General features: G+C 72.7%; 16 protein-coding genes and 2 pseudogenes. 2 read left to right on the top strand and 16 right to left on the bottom strand.

The annotated features are described in order from the left end of the window. Nucleotides 1-163: 163 nt before the first annotated feature. The 3 genes and pseudogenes from ACFY04_RS03140 to ACFY04_RS03150 form a co-directional block, all read right to left on the bottom strand. A pseudogene (locus ACFY04_RS03140) lies at nucleotides 164-739 on the bottom strand (WxL protein peptidoglycan domain-containing protein); the annotation flags it as partial. Next, on the bottom strand, nucleotides 736-2,028 hold the full coding sequence (locus ACFY04_RS03145) for a beta-xylosidase (protein ID WP_389114277.1): 1,293 nt from the start codon (nucleotides 2,026-2,028) through the stop codon (nucleotides 736-738). The gene ACFY04_RS03145 and the pseudogene ACFY04_RS03140, both read right to left, overlap by 4 nt. 117 nt (nucleotides 2,029-2,145) lie before the next feature. Then, complete coding sequence (locus tag ACFY04_RS03150; protein ID WP_389113961.1) at nucleotides 2,146-3,192, bottom strand: GlxA family transcriptional regulator; 1,047 nt, start codon at nucleotides 3,190-3,192, stop codon at nucleotides 2,146-2,148. Nucleotides 3,193-3,263: 71 nt separating this feature from the next. Between ACFY04_RS03150 and ACFY04_RS03155 the strand changes: the two genes are divergently transcribed. Continuing rightward, on the top strand, nucleotides 3,264-4,541 hold the full coding sequence (locus ACFY04_RS03155; protein ID WP_389113962.1) for an MFS transporter: 1,278 nt from the start codon (nucleotides 3,264-3,266) through the stop codon (nucleotides 4,539-4,541). A gap of 191 nt (nucleotides 4,542-4,732) precedes the next feature. Here the strand turns inward: ACFY04_RS03155 and ACFY04_RS03160 are convergent, their stop codons facing one another. The 13 genes and pseudogenes from ACFY04_RS03160 to hrcA form a co-directional block, all read right to left on the bottom strand. Next, nucleotides 4,733-5,089 (bottom strand): cytidine deaminase, encoded by a 357-nt coding sequence (locus ACFY04_RS03160; protein WP_389113963.1) that lies wholly within the window; start codon nucleotides 5,087-5,089, stop codon nucleotides 4,733-4,735. 67 nt (nucleotides 5,090-5,156) lie between these two features. After that, the gene (locus ACFY04_RS03165) at nucleotides 5,157-5,519 is read right to left on the bottom strand and encodes an MmcQ/YjbR family DNA-binding protein (protein ID WP_030757419.1); all 363 of its coding nucleotides are present in this window, start codon (nucleotides 5,517-5,519) and stop codon (nucleotides 5,157-5,159) included. After that, nucleotides 5,516-6,820 (bottom strand): hemolysin family protein, encoded by a 1,305-nt coding sequence (locus tag ACFY04_RS03170; protein WP_202201614.1) that lies wholly within the window; start codon nucleotides 6,818-6,820, stop codon nucleotides 5,516-5,518. Before ACFY04_RS03170 ends, ACFY04_RS03165 begins: the two co-directional genes overlap by 4 nt. Continuing rightward, the gene (gene ybeY / locus ACFY04_RS03175; RefSeq protein ID WP_389113964.1) at nucleotides 6,817-7,314 is read right to left on the bottom strand and encodes an rRNA maturation RNase YbeY; all 498 of its coding nucleotides are present in this window, start codon (nucleotides 7,312-7,314) and stop codon (nucleotides 6,817-6,819) included. Before ybeY ends, ACFY04_RS03170 begins: the two co-directional genes overlap by 4 nt. Before the next feature lie 13 nt (nucleotides 7,315-7,327). After that, nucleotides 7,328-8,743 carry a PhoH family protein gene (locus ACFY04_RS03180; RefSeq protein ID WP_389114278.1) on the bottom strand — a complete coding sequence of 472 codons (1,416 nt, stop codon included), beginning with the start codon at nucleotides 8,741-8,743 and terminating at the stop codon, nucleotides 7,328-7,330. 45 nt (nucleotides 8,744-8,788) lie between these two features. After that, nucleotides 8,789-9,484 (bottom strand): annotated as a pseudogene (locus tag ACFY04_RS03185) (PhoH family protein); the annotation flags it as partial. A gap of 101 nt (nucleotides 9,485-9,585) precedes the next feature. Further along, complete coding sequence (locus ACFY04_RS03190; protein WP_389113965.1) at nucleotides 9,586-10,680, bottom strand: carbohydrate kinase family protein; 1,095 nt, start codon at nucleotides 10,678-10,680, stop codon at nucleotides 9,586-9,588. A 225-nt stretch (nucleotides 10,681-10,905) separates the two neighbouring features. Next, complete coding sequence (locus tag ACFY04_RS03195) at nucleotides 10,906-11,811, bottom strand: ribonuclease Z (RefSeq protein ID WP_389113966.1); 906 nt, start codon at nucleotides 11,809-11,811, stop codon at nucleotides 10,906-10,908. A gap of 3 nt (nucleotides 11,812-11,814) precedes the next feature. Further along, a complete protein-coding gene (locus ACFY04_RS03200) occupies nucleotides 11,815-12,174 on the bottom strand; it encodes a histidine triad nucleotide-binding protein (protein WP_389113967.1) in 360 nt (119 codons plus the stop codon). A 73-nt stretch (nucleotides 12,175-12,247) separates the two neighbouring features. Then, nucleotides 12,248-12,994 carry a 16S rRNA (uracil(1498)-N(3))-methyltransferase gene (locus tag ACFY04_RS03205; protein ID WP_389113968.1) on the bottom strand — a complete coding sequence of 249 codons (747 nt, stop codon included), beginning with the start codon at nucleotides 12,992-12,994 and terminating at the stop codon, nucleotides 12,248-12,250. Next, a complete protein-coding gene (locus tag ACFY04_RS03210; RefSeq protein ID WP_389113969.1) occupies nucleotides 12,991-14,082 on the bottom strand; it encodes a nitronate monooxygenase in 1,092 nt (363 codons plus the stop codon). The genes ACFY04_RS03205 and ACFY04_RS03210 overlap by 4 nt, the downstream gene beginning before the upstream one ends. A gap of 156 nt (nucleotides 14,083-14,238) precedes the next feature. After that, on the bottom strand, nucleotides 14,239-15,378 hold the full coding sequence (gene dnaJ, locus ACFY04_RS03215) for a molecular chaperone DnaJ (protein WP_030010180.1): 1,140 nt from the start codon (nucleotides 15,376-15,378) through the stop codon (nucleotides 14,239-14,241). Then, entirely contained in the window at nucleotides 15,379-16,395 is a 1,017-nt protein-coding gene (hrcA, locus tag ACFY04_RS03220) for a heat-inducible transcriptional repressor HrcA (RefSeq protein ID WP_362045088.1), read from the bottom strand. It abuts the gene before it with no gap. Between the two features lie 146 nt (nucleotides 16,396-16,541). Here hrcA and ACFY04_RS03225 point away from each other — a divergent pair, with 146 nt between their 5' ends. Then, nucleotides 16,542-17,267: an MBL fold metallo-hydrolase gene (locus ACFY04_RS03225; protein ID WP_389113970.1), complete on the top strand. Its 726-nt coding sequence runs from the start codon at nucleotides 16,542-16,544 to the stop codon at nucleotides 17,265-17,267. Nucleotides 17,268-17,273: the final 6 nt, after the last annotated feature.

A 17,273-nucleotide genomic window follows, 5' to 3' on the forward strand; every position in this document is an offset into this window, starting at 1 on the left:
AGCCGCGCCGGTTCACGGTGACCCCCCGGACGGTCAGGGCGGGGGCGGTGGGGCCGGTCACCCGCAGGTACAGCCGGGCGGCGACGGCCTGCTGTACGCCGATCCCCCGGCCGGTGTCGGCCGAGGCGGCCGGCCGTTCCTCCAGGGCCACGACGGCGCCGGGGTGGTCCCCCGGTTCCGCCCGGTCGGGGACGGTGAGGGTGAAGCGGACGGAGACCGACGAGCGGGCCGCCACGGTGACCCGCTCCCGGTCGAGCTTCGCCCACGCGGCGGTGGCCAGCCGCGGCTCGTCGGGGCCGCGCAGGGCGAAGCCGCCGTCGCGGGCCGTGTTGTAGGCGTCGGCGGCGTACAGGCGGAAGGTGCGGGGCCGGTCGGTGCGGTTGGTGAGGGTGACGGCGTCGGCGACGGACTGGCCGGGCGCGGCGGCGAGGTAGAAGCAGGGCCGCTGCCCGACGGTGTTCGCGGCGGGCAGCACGGACCACTGCCCGTTGTCCGCGGACCCGGCCGGCGCGGCGAGCAGGAGGACGAGCCCGGCGGCGACGAGCAGGGCTGCCGCCGCGCGGAGCCTGTCCCCCGCCCCGCCCCTTCCCGGCTGAAAAATCCAGCCTCGCCGGGGGGCACCTCCGAGCGGTAGCCGGCGGAGTTTGAGGCGCGGGGTCCGGGGCGGAGCCCCGGTCTTGAAGCCCCGCCAGGGGGCACCTCCCAGCGGTAGCCGGGGGAGATTGAGGCGCGGCGTCACGACAAGGTCAGGGTGAGGACCGCCGTGTACGCACCCGGCGGGGTGTAGGGCGGCACCCGCAGGGTGACCGTGGCGTCGATCGTGAAGGTGCCGCCGACCAGCGGGGCGTCGGGGGTGGAGGCCAGAAGGGCCCCCTCCGGGCCGACCACGCCCGCGCTGCCCGGCGTACAGGTGCTGTGGCTGCCCGCGGCCGCCACGCACCTCGGGGTCCAGGACAGGGAGGCGCCCGGGATGCGGATCCCGCCGGGGCCGGTGAAGTCGGTGACCTTGCCGGTCAGGGACCAGCCGGCCGGGCCGCCGCGGGCGTCGGTGACGATCACCGTCCCGATCCGGCCGGGAGCGGCGCCGCCGTCGCCGTACGGGACCGCGCCCAGGGTGATGTCCTCACCGGTCTGGGTCATGCCCAGGACGCCCGGCTCGACGGTGGCCGTGACCTTCCGGGTGGCGGACGGCGGCGGAGCCGCGTCGATGACCGTGTACGCGGCCGGGCCCGAGCCCTGGCGCGCCGACCAGGCGCCGCCCTCGTAGGCGATCACCGCGGTGGTGGCCTTGTCCGTGACCGGCAGCTCGACCAGGGCCGTGCCCAGCTCGTCGGCGGTGGCGCTCACCCGGTCGGCGGTCTCGGCGGCGCCGGCCCGGCCGGCCACCGTGACGGCCGCGCCCGGCGGGAAGCCCGCGGCGGTGACCTTGACCTTGGCGCCCGGCCGGCCCTGGGCCGCGCCGAGGAAGACGCTGCGCAGGTTGGCCGTCGGCAGCCCGGTCGCGGTCAGGCGGGCGGAGACGGGGGCGGTGGACGCGGCATCAGCGGTGCAGGTGGTGTCGAGGTCCAGCAGGTGGCTGGTATGCAGGGTGTAGCCGCCCGGGGCGAGCGTGGTCTCGCCTGGCGCGGTGACGGTGAAGGTGCCGGTCATCGTGACGGCGGGGAGGGCCGCGCCCGCCGGGACGGGGTCGTTGCGCTTGGCCCCGACCACGGTGACCTCGCCGCTCTGGGCGCCCGCCAGCAGGATCCGGCCGGTCGGGGTGAGCACGTCGGCGGGGAGTTCGCCGCCGACCGGGTTGAGGGCGGGGGTCCGGACCACCTGGTAGGTCACGGTGACGGTGTCGCCGACCTGCGGGGCCGGGTTGTCGACGGTGATCCGCGCGGTGGTCGGCCCGTCCGCGGGCGGGAGGCCGGCCTCCTGGGGCGCCGGGCAGTGGGTCGGGAAGTCCACCTGGCCCGGGGGTGTCTCCCCCTCGGCCGCGGCGGGTGCGCTCAGCGCGCCCCCGGTCGTGGCCGCCAGCGCGGCCATGCCCACGGCCGCCGGCCATCTCCGCTTCCGCGCACCTGATCGCACTGCCCGCCCCCTGGGTTCCCGCGCGCCCGAGCCCGGCGCAGGGGGCCATTCACGAGCGGGGGGCGGGAGAAGTCAATGCGCGGGTCCGGCAGCAACTGATGGCCCATCAGGAGATGGCAGGTTGCCCGTCTCACCTCCCGCACGGAACGTGCGCCGGTAGGCCGTCGGGCTCACTCCCAGCGCCGCCTGCACGTGCTTGCGCAGCGACTGGGCCGTACCGAAACCGCTGTCCCGCGCCACCTGCTCCATCGGCAGCTCCGTCTGCTCCAGCAGCTGCCGGGCCCGCTCCACCCGCCGGCCGACGATCCACTGGCCGGGGCTGACGCCCGACTCCTCGCGGAACCGGCGCGTGAAGGTCCGTACCGACATGGCCTCCTGCCGGGCCAGGTCGGTCAGCCGGAGCGGTTCGTGCAGCCGGTCCAGCACCCACGCGCGGGCCGCCGTGGTGGTGGCGAGCTGCGGCTCCGGCATCGGGCGCGCGATGAACTGCGCCTGCCCGCCCTCCCGGTGGGGCGGTACGACGGTCCGCCGGGCCACCTCGTTGGCGACGGCCGCGCCGTGGTCGCGGCGCACGATGTGCAGGCACAGGTCGACCCCGGCGGCGACCCCGGCCGAGGTCAGCACGTCCCCGTCGTCGGTGTAGAGCACGTCCGGGTCGACCCGGACGGCCGGGAAGAGCCGCTGGAAGTGCTCGGCGGAGGCCCAGTGGGTGGTGGCGGGGCGCCCGTCCAGGTACCCGGCCGCGGCGAGTACGTAGCCGCCCGTGCAGATGGAGACGAGCCGGGTGCCGGGCCGGATGTGGGCGAGGGCCGCGGCGAGCTCGCCGGTCAGCCGGCCCTCCTCGTGCACCGGGCCCAGCTCGTACGAGGCCGGCACCACCACCGTGTCGGCGGTGGCCAGCAGCTCCGGGCCGTGCTCGACGTGGATCGCGAAGTCGGCGTCGGTACGCACCGGCCCCGGGGCGAGCCCGCACGTGAGGATCTCGTACAGCGGCCGCCCGGCCGGGTCCTTGGCCCGCCCGAAGATCCGGTGCGGGATACCGAGCTCGAAGGGCAGCAGCCCGGTGAGGGCGAGGACGACGACCCGGTGTGCCTTCTTCTCCGGCTTCTCCGACTCCATGGCCCGATCGTAGCGAAGCATGACAGTCAAGCCACTTTCGTGCGGTCCCCAGGTGGCCGGAGGCTGTCGGCGTGCCCCAGACAGCTCCCGCCTCCGCTCCCGTGGACCGCCGCTCCCCACAGCGGCCCGCCCGCGTCCACCGCGCCTGGTTCGTCGCCGCCGTCGCCTTCGTGACGATCATCGGCGCGGCCGGCTTCGCCTCCCTGCCGGGACTGCTCATCGAGCCGCTGCACGCGGAGTTCGACTGGTCGCGCGGGACCATCGGCCTCGCCGTCTCCGTCAACCTCGCGCTGTACGGGCTCACCGCCCCCTTCGCCGCCGCCCTGATGGACCGCTTCGGTATCCGCCGGGTCGTGGTCCTGGCCCTGCTCGTCATCGCCTCGGGCTCGCTGGCCACGGTGTGGATGACCGCGCCCTGGCAGCTCGTGCTGTTCTGGGGCGTCCTCGTGGGGCTGGGCAGCGGCTCCATGGCCCTGGCCTTCGCGGCCACGGTGACGGGCCGCTGGTTCACCGCCCGGCGCGGCCTGGTCACCGGCATCCTCACCGCGGCCGGGGCCTCCGGCCAGCTGGTCTTCCTGCCCCTGCTGGCCTCGCTGGTCGACCACCACGGCTGGCGCCCGGCAACGGTGACGGTCTCCCTGTCGGCCCTGGCCGTCGCCCCCTTCGTGTGGCTGCTGATGCGCGACCACCCGGCGGACGTGGGGCTCGCGCCGTACGGCGGCACATACGCGCCGAAGCCGGCCCCGGTCCCGGGCGCGGCCCGGCGCGCCCTGCGGGTACTCCTCGACGCGGCCCGGACCGGCCCGTTCTGGCTGCTGGCGGGCACCTTCGCGATCTGCGGGGCCTCGACCAACGGCCTGGTCAAGACCCACTTCGTGCCCGCCGCCCACGACCACGGCATGCCGGTGACGGCGGCCGCGGGGCTGCTGGCGGTGGTCGGCGTGTTCGACGTGATCGGAACGGTGGCCTCGGGCTGGTTCACGGACCGCTTCGACTCGCGGCGGCTGCTGGCCGTCTACTACGCCCTGCGCGGGGTCTCGCTGCTCTTCCTGCCGATGCTGCTGGCGCCCTCGGTGCGGCCGCCGCTGCTCTTCTTCATCGTCTTCTACGGCCTGGACTGGGTCGCGACCGTGCCGCCGACGATCGCCCTGTGCCGCGAGCACTACGGGGACGACGGCGCGATCGTCTTCGGCTGGGTCCTGGCCTCGCACCAGATCGGCGCGGCGCTGGTGGCCTTCCTGGGCGGCCTGACCCGCGACCTCACCGGCTCGTACGACACCGTCTGGTACGCCTCGGGCGCGCTGTGCGCGGTGGCCGCGCTGATGTCGATGACCCTCCGCCGCCGCTAGCCTCCGGCGGCCCGCCCACCCTTCAGCCTCGCCAATCCCAGCCTCGCCGGCGTTTGAGGCGCGGGGTCTGGGGCTGAGCCCCGGGAAACCCGGCTCCGCCGGGCACCGGGCTCCGCCCGGCCGCGGCTGGGAATTCCCGGTCCCGGTGGTCGGGCGGCCGCGGAGGGGTCGTCGGTTGCCCCGCCGGGAGGCTAGGGGCCGGCCGGGGTGGTGGACCTCAGGGTGCCGTCCGGGGCCGCCAGCAGGACGGGGGTGTCGGGGCCACCGAGGTCGCGGACGGCCGCGCGGTCCGCCTCGGCCAGCGCGTCGGCCGTGCTGACGACGGCCGCCGCCTCCAGCGACCGCGCACCGCTCGCCACCGCCATCGCGACCGCGGTCTGCAGCGCGCTCAGCTTCAGGGAATCGAGCTCCACCGTCCCGGCGACGTACGTGCGGCCCGTCTCGTCCCGCACCGCCGCCCCCTCGGGCACCGCGTTGCGGGCCCGGGCGCTGCGCGCCAGCGTGATGATCTTGCTGTCCTCGGGGTCGATCCCGGTGCTGTCGGTCATGGGCGAAAGCATAGGGAGCCGCCCCGCGCCCCCGCACGACCACCCCGCCGCCGAGCCGAGGGCACCGCTACGGCCGGTCCAGCCGCAGCCGCTCCGCCCTCGGCAGACCCGCGACCACCAGGTCGTACGAGTCCTCCACCAGCTCCCGCACCAGCCGCTCCGGCAGGCCGCCGGGCCCGCCCACCGTCACCGTGTTCCAGTGCCGCTTGTTCATGTGGTAGCCCGGCACGATCGCCTCGTGCTCCTCGCGCAGCCGCACCGCCAGCTCCGGGTCGCACTTGAGGTTGACCTTGAGCGGCTCCGCGTCCAGCGCCGACAGCGCGAACACCTTGCCCAGCACCTTGAACACCGAGGTCTCCGGCGTGAAGGGGAACTCCTCCACCGCCGCGTTGAAACCCAGGCAGAACGCGCGCAGTTGCTCCGGGGTCATTCCCCCTCCTCCCCCGCGGCCTCCGCCGCGGCCACCGGCTCCACCAGGACCGTCACGATCTTGTTCCGCCGGCCCGCCGGGGATTCGGCGGTCAGCCGCAGCGGACGCCCGTCCGGCAGTTCCACCACCGAGGAGGCGCCCGCGATCGGTACCCGTCCCAGCGCCTTCGCCAGCAGTCCGCCGACCGTCTCCACGTCCTCGTCGTCGAAGGCCTCGACCTTGAACAGCTCACCGAGGTCGGTGATGTCCAGCCGCGCGGTGACCCGGTAGCGGTCCTCGCCGAGGTCCTCGACCGGCGGGAGTTCCCGGTCGTACTCGTCGGTGATCTCGCCGACGATCTCTTCGAGGATGTCCTCGATGGTGACGATGCCGGCCGTGCCGCCGTACTCGTCGATGACGACGGCCACGTGGTTGCGCACCTGCTGCATCTCGCGCAGCAGATCGCCCGCGTTCTTGGTGTCCGGCACGAAGACGGCCGGCCGCATGGCGGTCGAGACCAGGTCGGCCTCGGCCTCCCGGCTGATGTGCGTCTTGCGGACCAGGTCCTTCAGGTAGACGATCCCGACTATGTCGTCCTCGTTCTCCCCGGTCACCGGGATGCGGGAGAAGCCGGACCGCAGCGCGAGCGTGGTCGCCTGACGGACCGTCTTGTACCGCTCGATGCAGACGAGGTCGGTGCGCGGCACCATCACCTCGCGCACCAGCGTGTCGCCGAGCTCGAAGACCTGGTGCACCATGCGGCGCTCGTCGTCCTCGATCAGCGATTCCCTCTCCGCGAGGTCCACCATCGCGCGCAGCTCGGCCTCGGAGGCGAAGGGCCCCTTGCGGAAGCCCTTCCCGGGCGTGAGCGCGTTGCCGATGAGGATCAGCAGCTGCGGGATCGGCCCCATGATCCGGGCCAGCGGTACGAGGACGTACGCGGCCGCGGTGGCCGTGTTCAGCGGGTGCTGGCGGCCGATCGTGCGCGGGGAGACGCCCACGGCGACGAAGGAGACCAGCACCATCACGGCGATGGCCACCAGCAGCGCGGTCCAGTTCTCGCCGAACTCGTCGAGGCAGACGTAGGTGACGAGCACCCCGGCCGCCATCTCGCAGGTGACCCGGACGAGCAGGGCCACATTGAGGTAGCGGGTGGGGTCGCCGGCGACCTGGGCGAGCTTCTCGCTGCCGCGCCGGCCCTCCCGTACGGCCTGCTCGGCCCGGAAGCTGGAGATGCGGGCGATGCCGGACTCGGCGCAGGCCGCGAACCACGCCACGACCACCAGCAGCACCGCCCCGGTGATCAGCTGGGGGGCGTTCACGAGACGGTCGGAGCCGGGGACGGACCGGTCATGCCGCGCTCACCGCGCCAGCCGTCGACGATGGCCGCCTGGAGGCCGAACATCTCGGCCTTCTCGTCCGGCTCCTCGTGGTCGTAGCCGAGCAGGTGCAGCACTCCGTGGACGGTCAGGAGCTGGAGCTCCTCGTCCATGGAGTGCTGCGTCGGGGCTTCCTCGCCCTGCCGCTTGGCGACCTCGGGGCAGAGCACGATGTCGCCGAGGAGCCCCTGCGGGGGCTCCTCTTCGTCCTTGGACGGCGGACGGAGCTCGTCCATCGGGAAGGACATGACGTCGGTCGGACCGGGCAGATCCATCCACTGGATGTGGAGCTGCTCCATGGCGTCCTCGTCGATGACGATGACGGACAGTTCGGAGAGCGGGTGGATCCGCATCCGGGTGAGCGCGTAGCGGGCGATGTCGAGGATCGCCTGCTCGTCGACCTCGGTTCCGGACTCGTTGTTGACGTCGATCGACATGGTGCGCTGAGTTCTACTTCCCGTGTTGGCCGTTCCGGCCGTTACGACCGTCCTGGGCCTGCTGACTCTCGTCGTACTTCTCGTACGCGTCGACGATACGGCCGACCAGCTTGTGCCGGACGACATCCTCGGACGTGAGCCGCGAGAAGTGGATGTCCGGGAGCCCTTCCAGGATCTCTTGGACCTGACGCAGACCGCTCTTGGCGCCACCCGGCAGGTCGATCTGCGTGACGTCACCGGTGACGACGATCTTCGAGTCGAACCCGAGCCGGGTCAGGAACATCTTCATCTGCTCGGCGGTCGTGTTCTGCGCCTCGTCGAGGACGACGAACGCGTCATTGAGGGTGTTGTGCGTCAGCAGGTAGTCCTGCGTCACGTACAGCGAGTCCTCGGCGGCCACCTGGATGCACACCGCCTCCTCGCGGCCCGCGGGCTCGATGGAGTCGATGAAGCGCATCGGGCGCCCGCCTCCGCCGGCCGCGTGGTACGCGTCCCTCTTGCGAGCGAGGCGGAAAGGCTCGACGTCCTCGGGGAGCCGGATGTCGACAACATGCGCGTCCCGCCGGTGGGCGGCCAGGGCAGTGCCCTGCTTGCGGCCCTCTGCTGCGCGGCGCCGGGTGTAGGCGACACCGCCGAGGGACTGCACGAGGGCGATCACATCGTCACGCAGGACGATCGACGTCGTGGAGTACTGGATGCGGCAGGTACGGTCCCGCTGGGTGACCGGGCCTCCGTCGGAGTCGAGCAGGCCTTGGAGTACCGCGAGGCGGACCTCTGCCGCGTTGAACAGGTAGTCGTCCGGCACGAACTTGGAGTGCGAACGGCTGCCGAGCAGATCGAGCTCGCGCATCACCCGGGTGACGGGGTTCTCCAGAGTGACCACGTCACCGGGCGACTTCACCCTGTTCAGGACGTAGTCGGGCCCGCCCTTGTGTCGTGCGGCGACTCCAGGAAGCGCTGTTTCCAGGGCGCGGACGAGCTCCTCGTCCTCTGTGGCGAAGGACGGTGTGGTGGAGCCGGTGAGGCACCCGTCGCCGAGCAGCAGACCCAGCGCGTACGGGTCCATCGGGACCTCGCGCTCGGGGAATGCGACCGGAGCGGTGAGCATCGGCAGCTCGTAGCGGCGGGCATGGGCCGCACGGAGGTTGCCGATCATGTCCTTGGTCTCCAGGACCCGCCACGGCTTGTCGCGGCGCTTGTCCGATGCCGTACGGACCGTCCACAGGTGCTCACCGCAGCACAGGGTCCAGGAGCCGTCCTGGGCCGTGACGCGGTAGATGTCCTTCTCGCCCTGCGGGTAGACACCGAGAACCGGGGTGGGCTCACCGTTCGATCCGACGACCAGGTCGCCTACCTGGAGATCGCCGATCGGGCGCCAGCCATCGGGTGTCAGCACCTTCGTGAAAACGGGCTGCGCCCGGCCCCTCATGTATGCCAGGGGCGCGACCTCGATCGTGCCCGCCGCCATCAGCCGCGGGATCGAGTCGGGGTCGATCATGTCGTGCAGCGCGTCGTAGAGCGGGCGCAGGTACGGGTCGATCTTGTCGAAGAGGGTGCCCGGCAGGAAACCGAGCCGCTCCCCCGCCTCGACGGCGGGCCGGGTCAGGATGATCCGGCTGACCTGCTTGGACTGGAGGGCCTGGACGGCCTTGGCCATGGCGAGGTAGGTCTTGCCGGTACCGGCGGGGCCGATGCCGAAGACGATCGTGTTCTTGTCGATCGCGTCGACGTACCGCTTCTGGTTGAGGGTCTTGGGTCGGATGGTGCGGCCGCGGCTGGAGAGGATGTTCTGGGTGAGCACCTCCGCGGGCGTCTCGGCAGGCCCGTCGCCAATGCCGTTGCCGCTCGCCTTGAGCATGGCGATCGAGCGTTCCACTGCGTCCTCCGTCATCGGCTGCCCGGTGCGGAGCACCAGCATCATCTCGTCGAAAAGCCGCTGGATCAGGGCGACTTCCGCCGCTGCACCGATCGCGCTGACCTGATTGCCCCGAACATGGATGTCGGCCTTCGGGAAGGCCTTCTCGATCACGCGCAACAGGGCGTCACCCGAGCCGAGCACGGTCACCATCGGGTGCGTGGCCGGAACGGTGAAGTGGGCTCGCGCCTGCCCCGGCGCAGGGATGTGGGCTGTCGGTGTCTGAGTCATGGGCCGGCACTGTGGCCTGCGCATACCTCCCGCTGAGGGGCCGCGCCGAATCGACGACCTCCGGAGTACCAAGCGTACGTCTCCGCCGCTGCTTCCCCGAGAGGTTTTACCGCCCGGTCCCGCCGCTACACCGAGTGCCGGAACCCGATCGTCGGTACGGCCCTGCGCCGGGCCGCCGGAGTGCCGCCCGGCGGGATCAGATCGTCCAGGAAGCCGTACCGGCCGCGCAGCTCCCGCGGGGCGTCCCGCCACCAGTGGGCCACCTCCGGCCAGCCGGGAGCCGACAGGGAGCCGCCGAACTCCTGCACCGACAGGGCCGCCGTCAGCCCGGCGAAGGCCAGCCGGTCCGCGAGCGGCCAGCCCGCCAGGGTGCCGGTCACGAAGCCCGCCACGTAGACGTCGCCCGCGCCCGTCGGGTCCAGCTCCTCCACCGTGATCCCGGGGACGTGCGCGGTCTCCCCGGTGCGCCCGTCCACCGCGTACGAGCCCTCCGCGCCCATCGTCACCACCGCGATCGGCACCTTCTCCGCCAGCGCCCGGGCCGCGGCTCTCGGACAGTCGGTCCGGGTGTAGCGCATCGCCTCGCCCGCGTTCGGCAGGAAGGCCTCGCAGTGCTCCAGGTCGGCCAGGGCCCCCAGGTCCCACCGGCCGCTCTCGTCCCATCCCACGTCCGCGAAGATCCGAGAGCCGCGCCGGGCGGCCTCGCCGATCCACTCCTCGCCGCGGCCGGGTCCCAGCGCGGCCACGGCCGCGCGGGCCCGGGGCGGGCACTGCGGGAAGGGCCCGGGGCCCGCCGGCGGAGGGGCCTCGTGGCCGTGCGAGACCATCGTGCGCTCGCCCTCGTAGGCCATCGAGACGGTGACGGGGCTGTGCCAGCCGGGGATGGTGTGCGACATGGACAGGTCGATGCCCTCGCCCTGTTCGAGGGCGTCCCAGCAGTACTCGCCGTAGTGGTCGTCCCCGAAGGCGGCGGCCAGCGAGGTACGCAGACCGAGCCGGGCCAGGGCGGTGGCCATGTTGGCGACGCCGCCGGGGCTGGAGCCCATGCCGCGCGCCCAGGACTCCGTACCGCGCACCGGGGCCGAGTCGAGGCCGGTGAAGATGATGTCGAGGAAGACGGTTCCGGTCAGGAAGACGTCACAGCCGGGTTCCTGGGGGTCACGCAGCGGACCGAGCGGGTCCACTGCTGATGCGCGGATTTCGTAGTCCCGACCGGTCACGGCGATCTCCCCGTTGTTCCTCGAAGGCCCGTTCCTGCATGACGTTTCCAGTGGAAAGCTGCCAGCCCTGCCCACCCCGGGCGGGACCAAAACCCAGTGTGGCGCAGATCACCCTCGGAAGGCCCTTCGTCACTCGGACCACTCGGACCGCTCGGCGAACACGGTCCCGGCCCGGCCCGGCCCCGGCCGGGGTCCTGCCGTGACCGGACGGGACCGGGCCCGCCGTCAGCCCCGCTTGGGCAGGGGCACCCGCACCAGGTCCGCGGCCACCGTGAGCTCGCCCTCGAAGCCGGCCGCGCGGGCCTGGCGCTCGAACTCGGCCGGGTCGGTGTAGCGCTGCGAGAAGTGCGTCAGCACGAGGTGCCGTACGCCCGCGTCCCGCGCCACCCGCGCCGCCTGGCCGGCGGTCAGGTGCCCGTGGTCGGTCGCCAGCCGTTCGTCCTCGTCGAGGAAGGTCGACTCGATCACCAGCATGTCGCAGCCCTCGGCCAGCGCGTCCACGCCGGGGCAGAGCCGGGTGTCCATGACGAAGGCGAACCGCTGCCCGGGCCTGGGTTCGCTGACCTCGTCCAGGGTGACCGCCCCGAGCCGCCCCTCACGCTGGATCCGGCCCACGTCCGGGCCCTTGATCCCGTGCCGTGCGAGCAGCTCGGGCACCATGCGGCGCCCGTCGGGTTCGGTGATCCGGTAGCCGAAGGACTCCACCGGGTGCGAGAGCAGCCGGGCCTCCAGGACGTACGAGGACCCCTGGGCCAGCGCGCCGTCCCCGGCCACCGGCTCCTCGCGGAGCGGGACGGTCTCCCGGTAGGCCGTGGCGTAGCGCAGCCGGTCGAAGAACTTCTGCCCCGAGGCCGGGTAGTGCGCGGTGACGGGGTGCGGGACCTGGTCGAGGTTGATCCGCTGGATGACCCCGGCGAGGCCGAGGCTGTGGTCACCGTGGAAGTGGGTGACGCAGATCCGGTTGATGTCGTGCGCGGCCACCCCGGCGCGCAGCATCTGGCGCTGGGTGCCCTCGCCCGGGTCGAAGAGGATGCCCTCGCCGTCCCAGCGCAGCAGGTAGCCGTTGTGGTTGCGGTGGCGGGTGGGCACCTGGCTGGCCGTGCCCAGCACCACGAACTCTCGTACGGACACGTGCTATCCGGGGGGCCACTGGAGGCCGCGGCCGCCGAGGACGTGCGCGTGGGCGTGGAAGACGGTCTGCCCGGCGCCGGAGCCGGTGTTGAACACGACCCGGTAGCCGTGCTCGACGATCTTCTCGTCGAGGGCGACCTGGCCGGCCTCGCGCAGTATGTCGGCGGCGACGGCCGGCTCGGCCTCCACGAGGGAGGCCGCGTCGGCGTAGTGCACCTTGGGGATGATGAGCACGTGCGTGGGCGCCTGCGGGTTGATGTCCCGGAAGGCGACCGTGGTCTCGGTCTCCCGCACCACGGTCGCGGGGATCTGCCCCGCGACGATCTTGCAGAACAGGCAGTCGGCCTGCGGTTCCCCGGCCATTGCTGAGCCTCCCGTGACGGTGATCGGTCCGGGCATCGTATCCAGCCGGACGCCTGCCGCGGGCGTGGTCGCGTCAGGACCAGCGGCCCGTGCGGGCCAGCAGCACCGCCGTGGCCGCCGTGCCGGCCGTGGAGGTCCGCAGGACGGAACGGCCCAGGCGGTAGGGGTGCGCCCCCGCCGCGGCGAAGACGGCCAGCTCCTCCGGGGAGACCCCGCCCTCCGGGCCGACCACCAGCACGACGGAACCGGCCTTCGGGAGCTCGGCCGTGGCCAGCGCCCCGGACGGGGTGTCGCGGTCCTCGTGGAGGACCATCGCCAGGTCGGCGCCGGCCAGCAGCGCCGCCACCTGCTTGGTGGACATGGCCTCGGCCACGTCCGGGAAGCGCACCCGGCGGGACTGCTTGCCCGCCTCCCGGGCCGTGGCCCGCCACTTGGCCAGGGACTTGGCCCCGCGGTCGCCGCGCCACTGCGTGATGCAGCGCGAGGCCTGCCAGGGCACGATCGCGTCCACGCCGGTCTCGGTCATCGTCTCGACGGCCAGCTCGCCCCGGTCCCCCTTGGGCAGGGCCTGGACCACGGTGATACGGACCTCCGGCTCCGGCTCCTCCGCGACGGTGTGCAGGTCCATGACCACCAGCCGGTCCTTGCCCTCGGCGGTCTTGACCACGCCCTCCGCCCAGTGGCCGCGCCCGTCCGTGAGGACCACGTCCTCGCCCGGGTTCAGGCGTTTCACGGACACCGCGTGCCGGCCCTCCGGGCCGTCCAGGACGAACTCCGGCCCCGCGGGGACCTCTTCCACCACGAACACCGGGGCGGTCATGACGCACTCCTCATCTGCATTGCCTTCAACGTGCTCTGTGCCTGGGCCAGTTCGGCCGCCAGCACCTCCACCAGCTCCCCCGCCGGAAGCGGTCGCGCCATCCGGTGCCCCTGGCCCGCCCACAGGGCCATGCCCTGCGGGTCCCCGGCCGCGGCGGCGGCCTTGCGCAGCCCCGAGGTCAGGTGGTGGACCTGCGGGTACGCGGCCGGGGCGTACGGCCCGTGCTCGCGCATGAAGCGGTTGACCAGGCCACGCGCCGGCCGCCCGGAGAAGGCCCGGGTCAGCTCGGTGCGGACGAACAGCGGGTCCGTCAGCGCCTTCTTGTGGACCGGGTCGGCCCCCGATTCCGGGCAGGCCAGGAAGGCCGTCCCGAGCTGCGCCGACTCCGCGCCCGCCGCCAGCAGGGCCGCGATCTGCGAGCCCCGCATGATCCCGCCCGCCGCGATGATCGGGAGCGCCACGGCCTCGCGTACCTGCGCCACCAGCGCGAGGAGGCCCACGGTCGCCGTGCCGTCGATCTGCGGGTCGTCCCGGTGGGTTCCCTGGTGGCCGCCGGCCTCGGCGCCCTGGACGCAGACCGCGTCCGCACCCGCGTGCTGGGCGCTGCGGGCCTCCTCGGCGGAGGTCACCGTGACGACGGTGTACGTACCGGCCTTGCGCAGGGCCGCGAGGGCCGCGAAGGCGGGACAGCCGAAGGTGAACGAGACCACCGGGACCGGGTCTTCGAGGAGGATGGCGAGCTTGGCGTCGTAGCCGTCGTCACTGGTGCCGATGATGTCCTCCTCGGCGAGCGAGATCTCGTACCAGCTCGCCTCACCGGCCAGCTGCCCGCGGTAGGCCTCCACGGCGGCCGGATCGACGTAACCGGTCTGCGGCATGAAGAGGTTGACACCGAAACGGCGCCGGGTCAGCGCGCGCACCTGCTTGATCTCCTGGTACATCCCGTCGGCGGTCTTGTAGCCGCCGGCCAGGAAGCCCAGCCCGCCCGCCTCGCACACGGCGGCGGCGAGCACGGGACAGGAGGCGCCGCCCGCCATGGGAGCCTGCACGATCGGATACGGGGAGAGACCGTTCGGTGCCGAGGACATGGACTGCATCGTGCCACGTCCCGGGCATGGGGCCGAATCATGGCATTCGCCTGGCATAGTCCGCTTCCCGACCGGCCTCCGGCCGCCGCCGGCCCCATGTGACGAGCCCGGCCGGGGAATCCCCAGGCCGGGCTCGTGACGGTGGCTCGCGGTCGGTCAGCGACCGTTGAAGGCGTCCTTCAGCCGGCTGAACAGACCCTGCTGACCCGGCGCGAACTGACCCATCGGCCGCTCCTCGCCGCGCAGCTTCGCCAGCTGGCGGAGCAGGTCCTCCTGCTGGGCGTCCAGCTTGCCCGGGGTGGTGACCTCGACGTGCACGATCAGGTCGCCGCGTCCCCCACCGCGCAGGTGGGTGACGCCGCGCCCGTGCAGCGGGATCGCCTGGCCGGACCCGGTGCCGGGCCGGATGTCGATCTCCTCCAGCCCGTCCAGCGTCTCCAGCGGGCACTTGGTGCCCAGCGCGGCCGCCGTCATCGGGATGGTGACCGTGCAGTGCAGGTCGTCCCCGCGCCGCTGGAAGGTCGGGTGCGCCAGCTCGTGGATCTCCACGTACAGGTCGCCGGCGGGGCCGCCGCCGGGGCCGACCTCGCCCTCGCCCGCGAGCTGGATCCGGGTGCCGTTCTCGACACCCGCCGGGATCTTGACCGTGAGGCTGCGGCGGGAGCGGACCCGGCCGTCGCCCGCGCACTCGTGGCACGGGGTCGGGACCACGGTGCCGAAGCCCTGGCACTGCGGGCAGGGGCGCGAGGTCATGACCTGGCCCAGGAAGGACCGGGTGACCTGCGAGACCTCACCGCGGCCGCGGCACATGTCACACGTCTGCGCCGAGGTGCCGGGAGCGGCGCCCTCGCCGGAGCAGGTGTTGCAGACGACGGCCGTGTCGACCTGGATGTCCTTGGTGGTCCCGAAGGCCGCCTCGTCCAGCTCCAGGTCCAGGCGGATCATGGCGTCCTGGCCGCGGCGGGTCCGCGAGCGCGGGCCGCGCTGCGAGGCCTGGCCGAAGAAGGCGTCCATGATGTCGGAGAAGTTGCCGAAGCCACCCGCTCCGAAGCCGCCCGCTCCGCCGCCACCGCCCGAGGAGGACAGCGGGTCGCCGCCGAGGTCGTAGACCTGCTTCTTCTGCGGGTCCGACAGCACCTCGTAGGCCGCGTTGATCTCCTTGAAGCGCTCCTGCGTCTTCGGGTCCGGATTCACATCCGGGTGGAGTTCACGCGCGAGGCGCCGGAAGGCCTTCTTGATCTCGTCCTGCGATGCGTCGCGGCGCACGCCGAGAACGGCGTAGTAGTCCGTGGCCACTTACGACTCCGCCAGGATCTGTCCGACGTAACGTGCCACTGCGCGTACCGCTCCCATCGTTCCGGGGTAGTCCATGCGGGTCGGTCCGACCACGCCGAGTTTGGCGACTGCTTCGCCGCCCGAACCGTAACCGACCGAGACGACCGACGTGGAGTTCAGTCCCTCGTAGGCGTTCTCGTGCCCGATCCGTACGGCCATTCCCGACTCGTTGGCCTCGCCCAGCAGCTTGAGGAGCACGACCTGCTCCTCGAGTGCTTCGAGCACCGGCCTGATCGTCAGGGGAAAATCGTGTCCGAAGCGGGTGAGATTGGCGGTACCGCCGATCATCAGCCGCTCTTCGGCTTCCTCGACCAGGGTTTCGAGGAGTGTCGCGAGCACGGTGGAGACGGTGCTGCGGTCCTCGGCCTCGAAGGATTCGGGGAGGTCCTGGACGAGCGGGGGCACATCGGTGAAGCGGCGCCCGACGACCCGGCTGTTCAGCCGGGCCCGCAGGTCCGCCAGCGAGGTCTCCCCGAAGGGGCTCGGGCAGTCGACGAGCCGCTGCTCGACCCGCCCGGTGTCCGTGATCAGTACGAGCATCAGGCGCGCGGGAGCGAGCGAGAGCAGCTCCACGTGCCGGACGGTCGAACGGGTCAGGCTCGGGTACTGGACGACGGCGACCTGCCGGGTGAGCTGCGCGAGCAGCCGCACCGTGCGGCCGACCACGTCGTCGAGGTCGACGGCGCCGTCGAGGAAGTTCTGGATGGCCCGGCGCTCGGGCGACGACAGCGGTTTGACCCCCGCCAGCTTGTCGACGAAGAGCCGGTAGCCCTTGTCGGTGGGGATCCGGCCGGCGCTGGTGTGGGGCTGGGCGATGTAGCCCTCTTCCTCCAGCACGGCCATGTCGTTGCGCACGGTGGCGGGCGAGACGCCGAGCCGGTGCCGCTCCGTGAGCGCCTTGGAGCCGACCGGCTCCTCCGTCCCGACGTAGTCCTGGACGATGGCGCGCAGCACTTCGAGTCTGCGTTCGCTGAGCATCGCGCACACCTCCAGCTGTGGTCCGTTGCCGTTTTCTGCCGTGTTCGTTGGCACTCTGATCGTTCGAGTGCCAGAGAGCCCCCGCTCAGTGTACGGCCGGGCGGTAAGCCCCTGGCAAGGGAGGCCCGCCAGGGTAGCGTCGCCGTATGGACGTGCGTTGGGAAGAGTCCGGCTGGGAACGGCTGACGGGACGGGCCGGCCGGCGGCGGCTGCCGGTGTGGGACTGCACCGTGGGGCTGGTGGTGGGCGAGGATTCGGTCCTTCTGATCGACCCCGGTTCGTGTGTACGGGAGGGCGCGCAGGTACGCGCCGAGGCGGAGCGGATCACGGGCCGGCGCGTGACCCATATCGCATTCACGCACGGTCATTTCGATCACGTCCTGGGCGGGGCGGCCTTCGCCGGGGCCGAGACGTTCGGGGCGGTCGGGCTGGCCGCACTGCTGTCGACGGGACGCGAGGAGCTGCGCGGGGACGCCGTACGGCACGGGCTCGCGGCGGCGGAGGCGGCGGAGGCGGCGGACCTGCTGGTGCCGCCCCGGCACGCGGTGTCGGGCGAGTGGACGCTGGAACTGGGCGGCGTACAGGTGCTGCTGGCGAATGTGGGGCCCGGGCACACCGGACACGACCTGGCCGTCTTCGTGCCGGGCGAGCGCGAGGTGGTCTTCTGCGGGGACCTGGTCGAGGAGTCGGGCGAGCCCTCGGTGGGGCCGGACGCCACGCCGGGGCAGTGGCCCGCGGCCCTGGACCGGCTGCTGTCGCTGGGCGGTGACGACGCACTGTACGTGCCGGGTCACGGAGCGGTGGTCGGGGCGGACTTCGTCCGTGCCCAACGCGTCACACTGGCGGCCCGTTTCGGCGTGTCGGAGGCGTGACGCGCG

The sequence above is a fragment of the Streptomyces sp. NPDC001549 genome, assembly GCF_042894025.1.
Taxonomy (GTDB): Bacteria; Actinomycetota; Actinomycetes; order Streptomycetales; family Streptomycetaceae; genus Streptomyces; species Streptomyces kutzneri.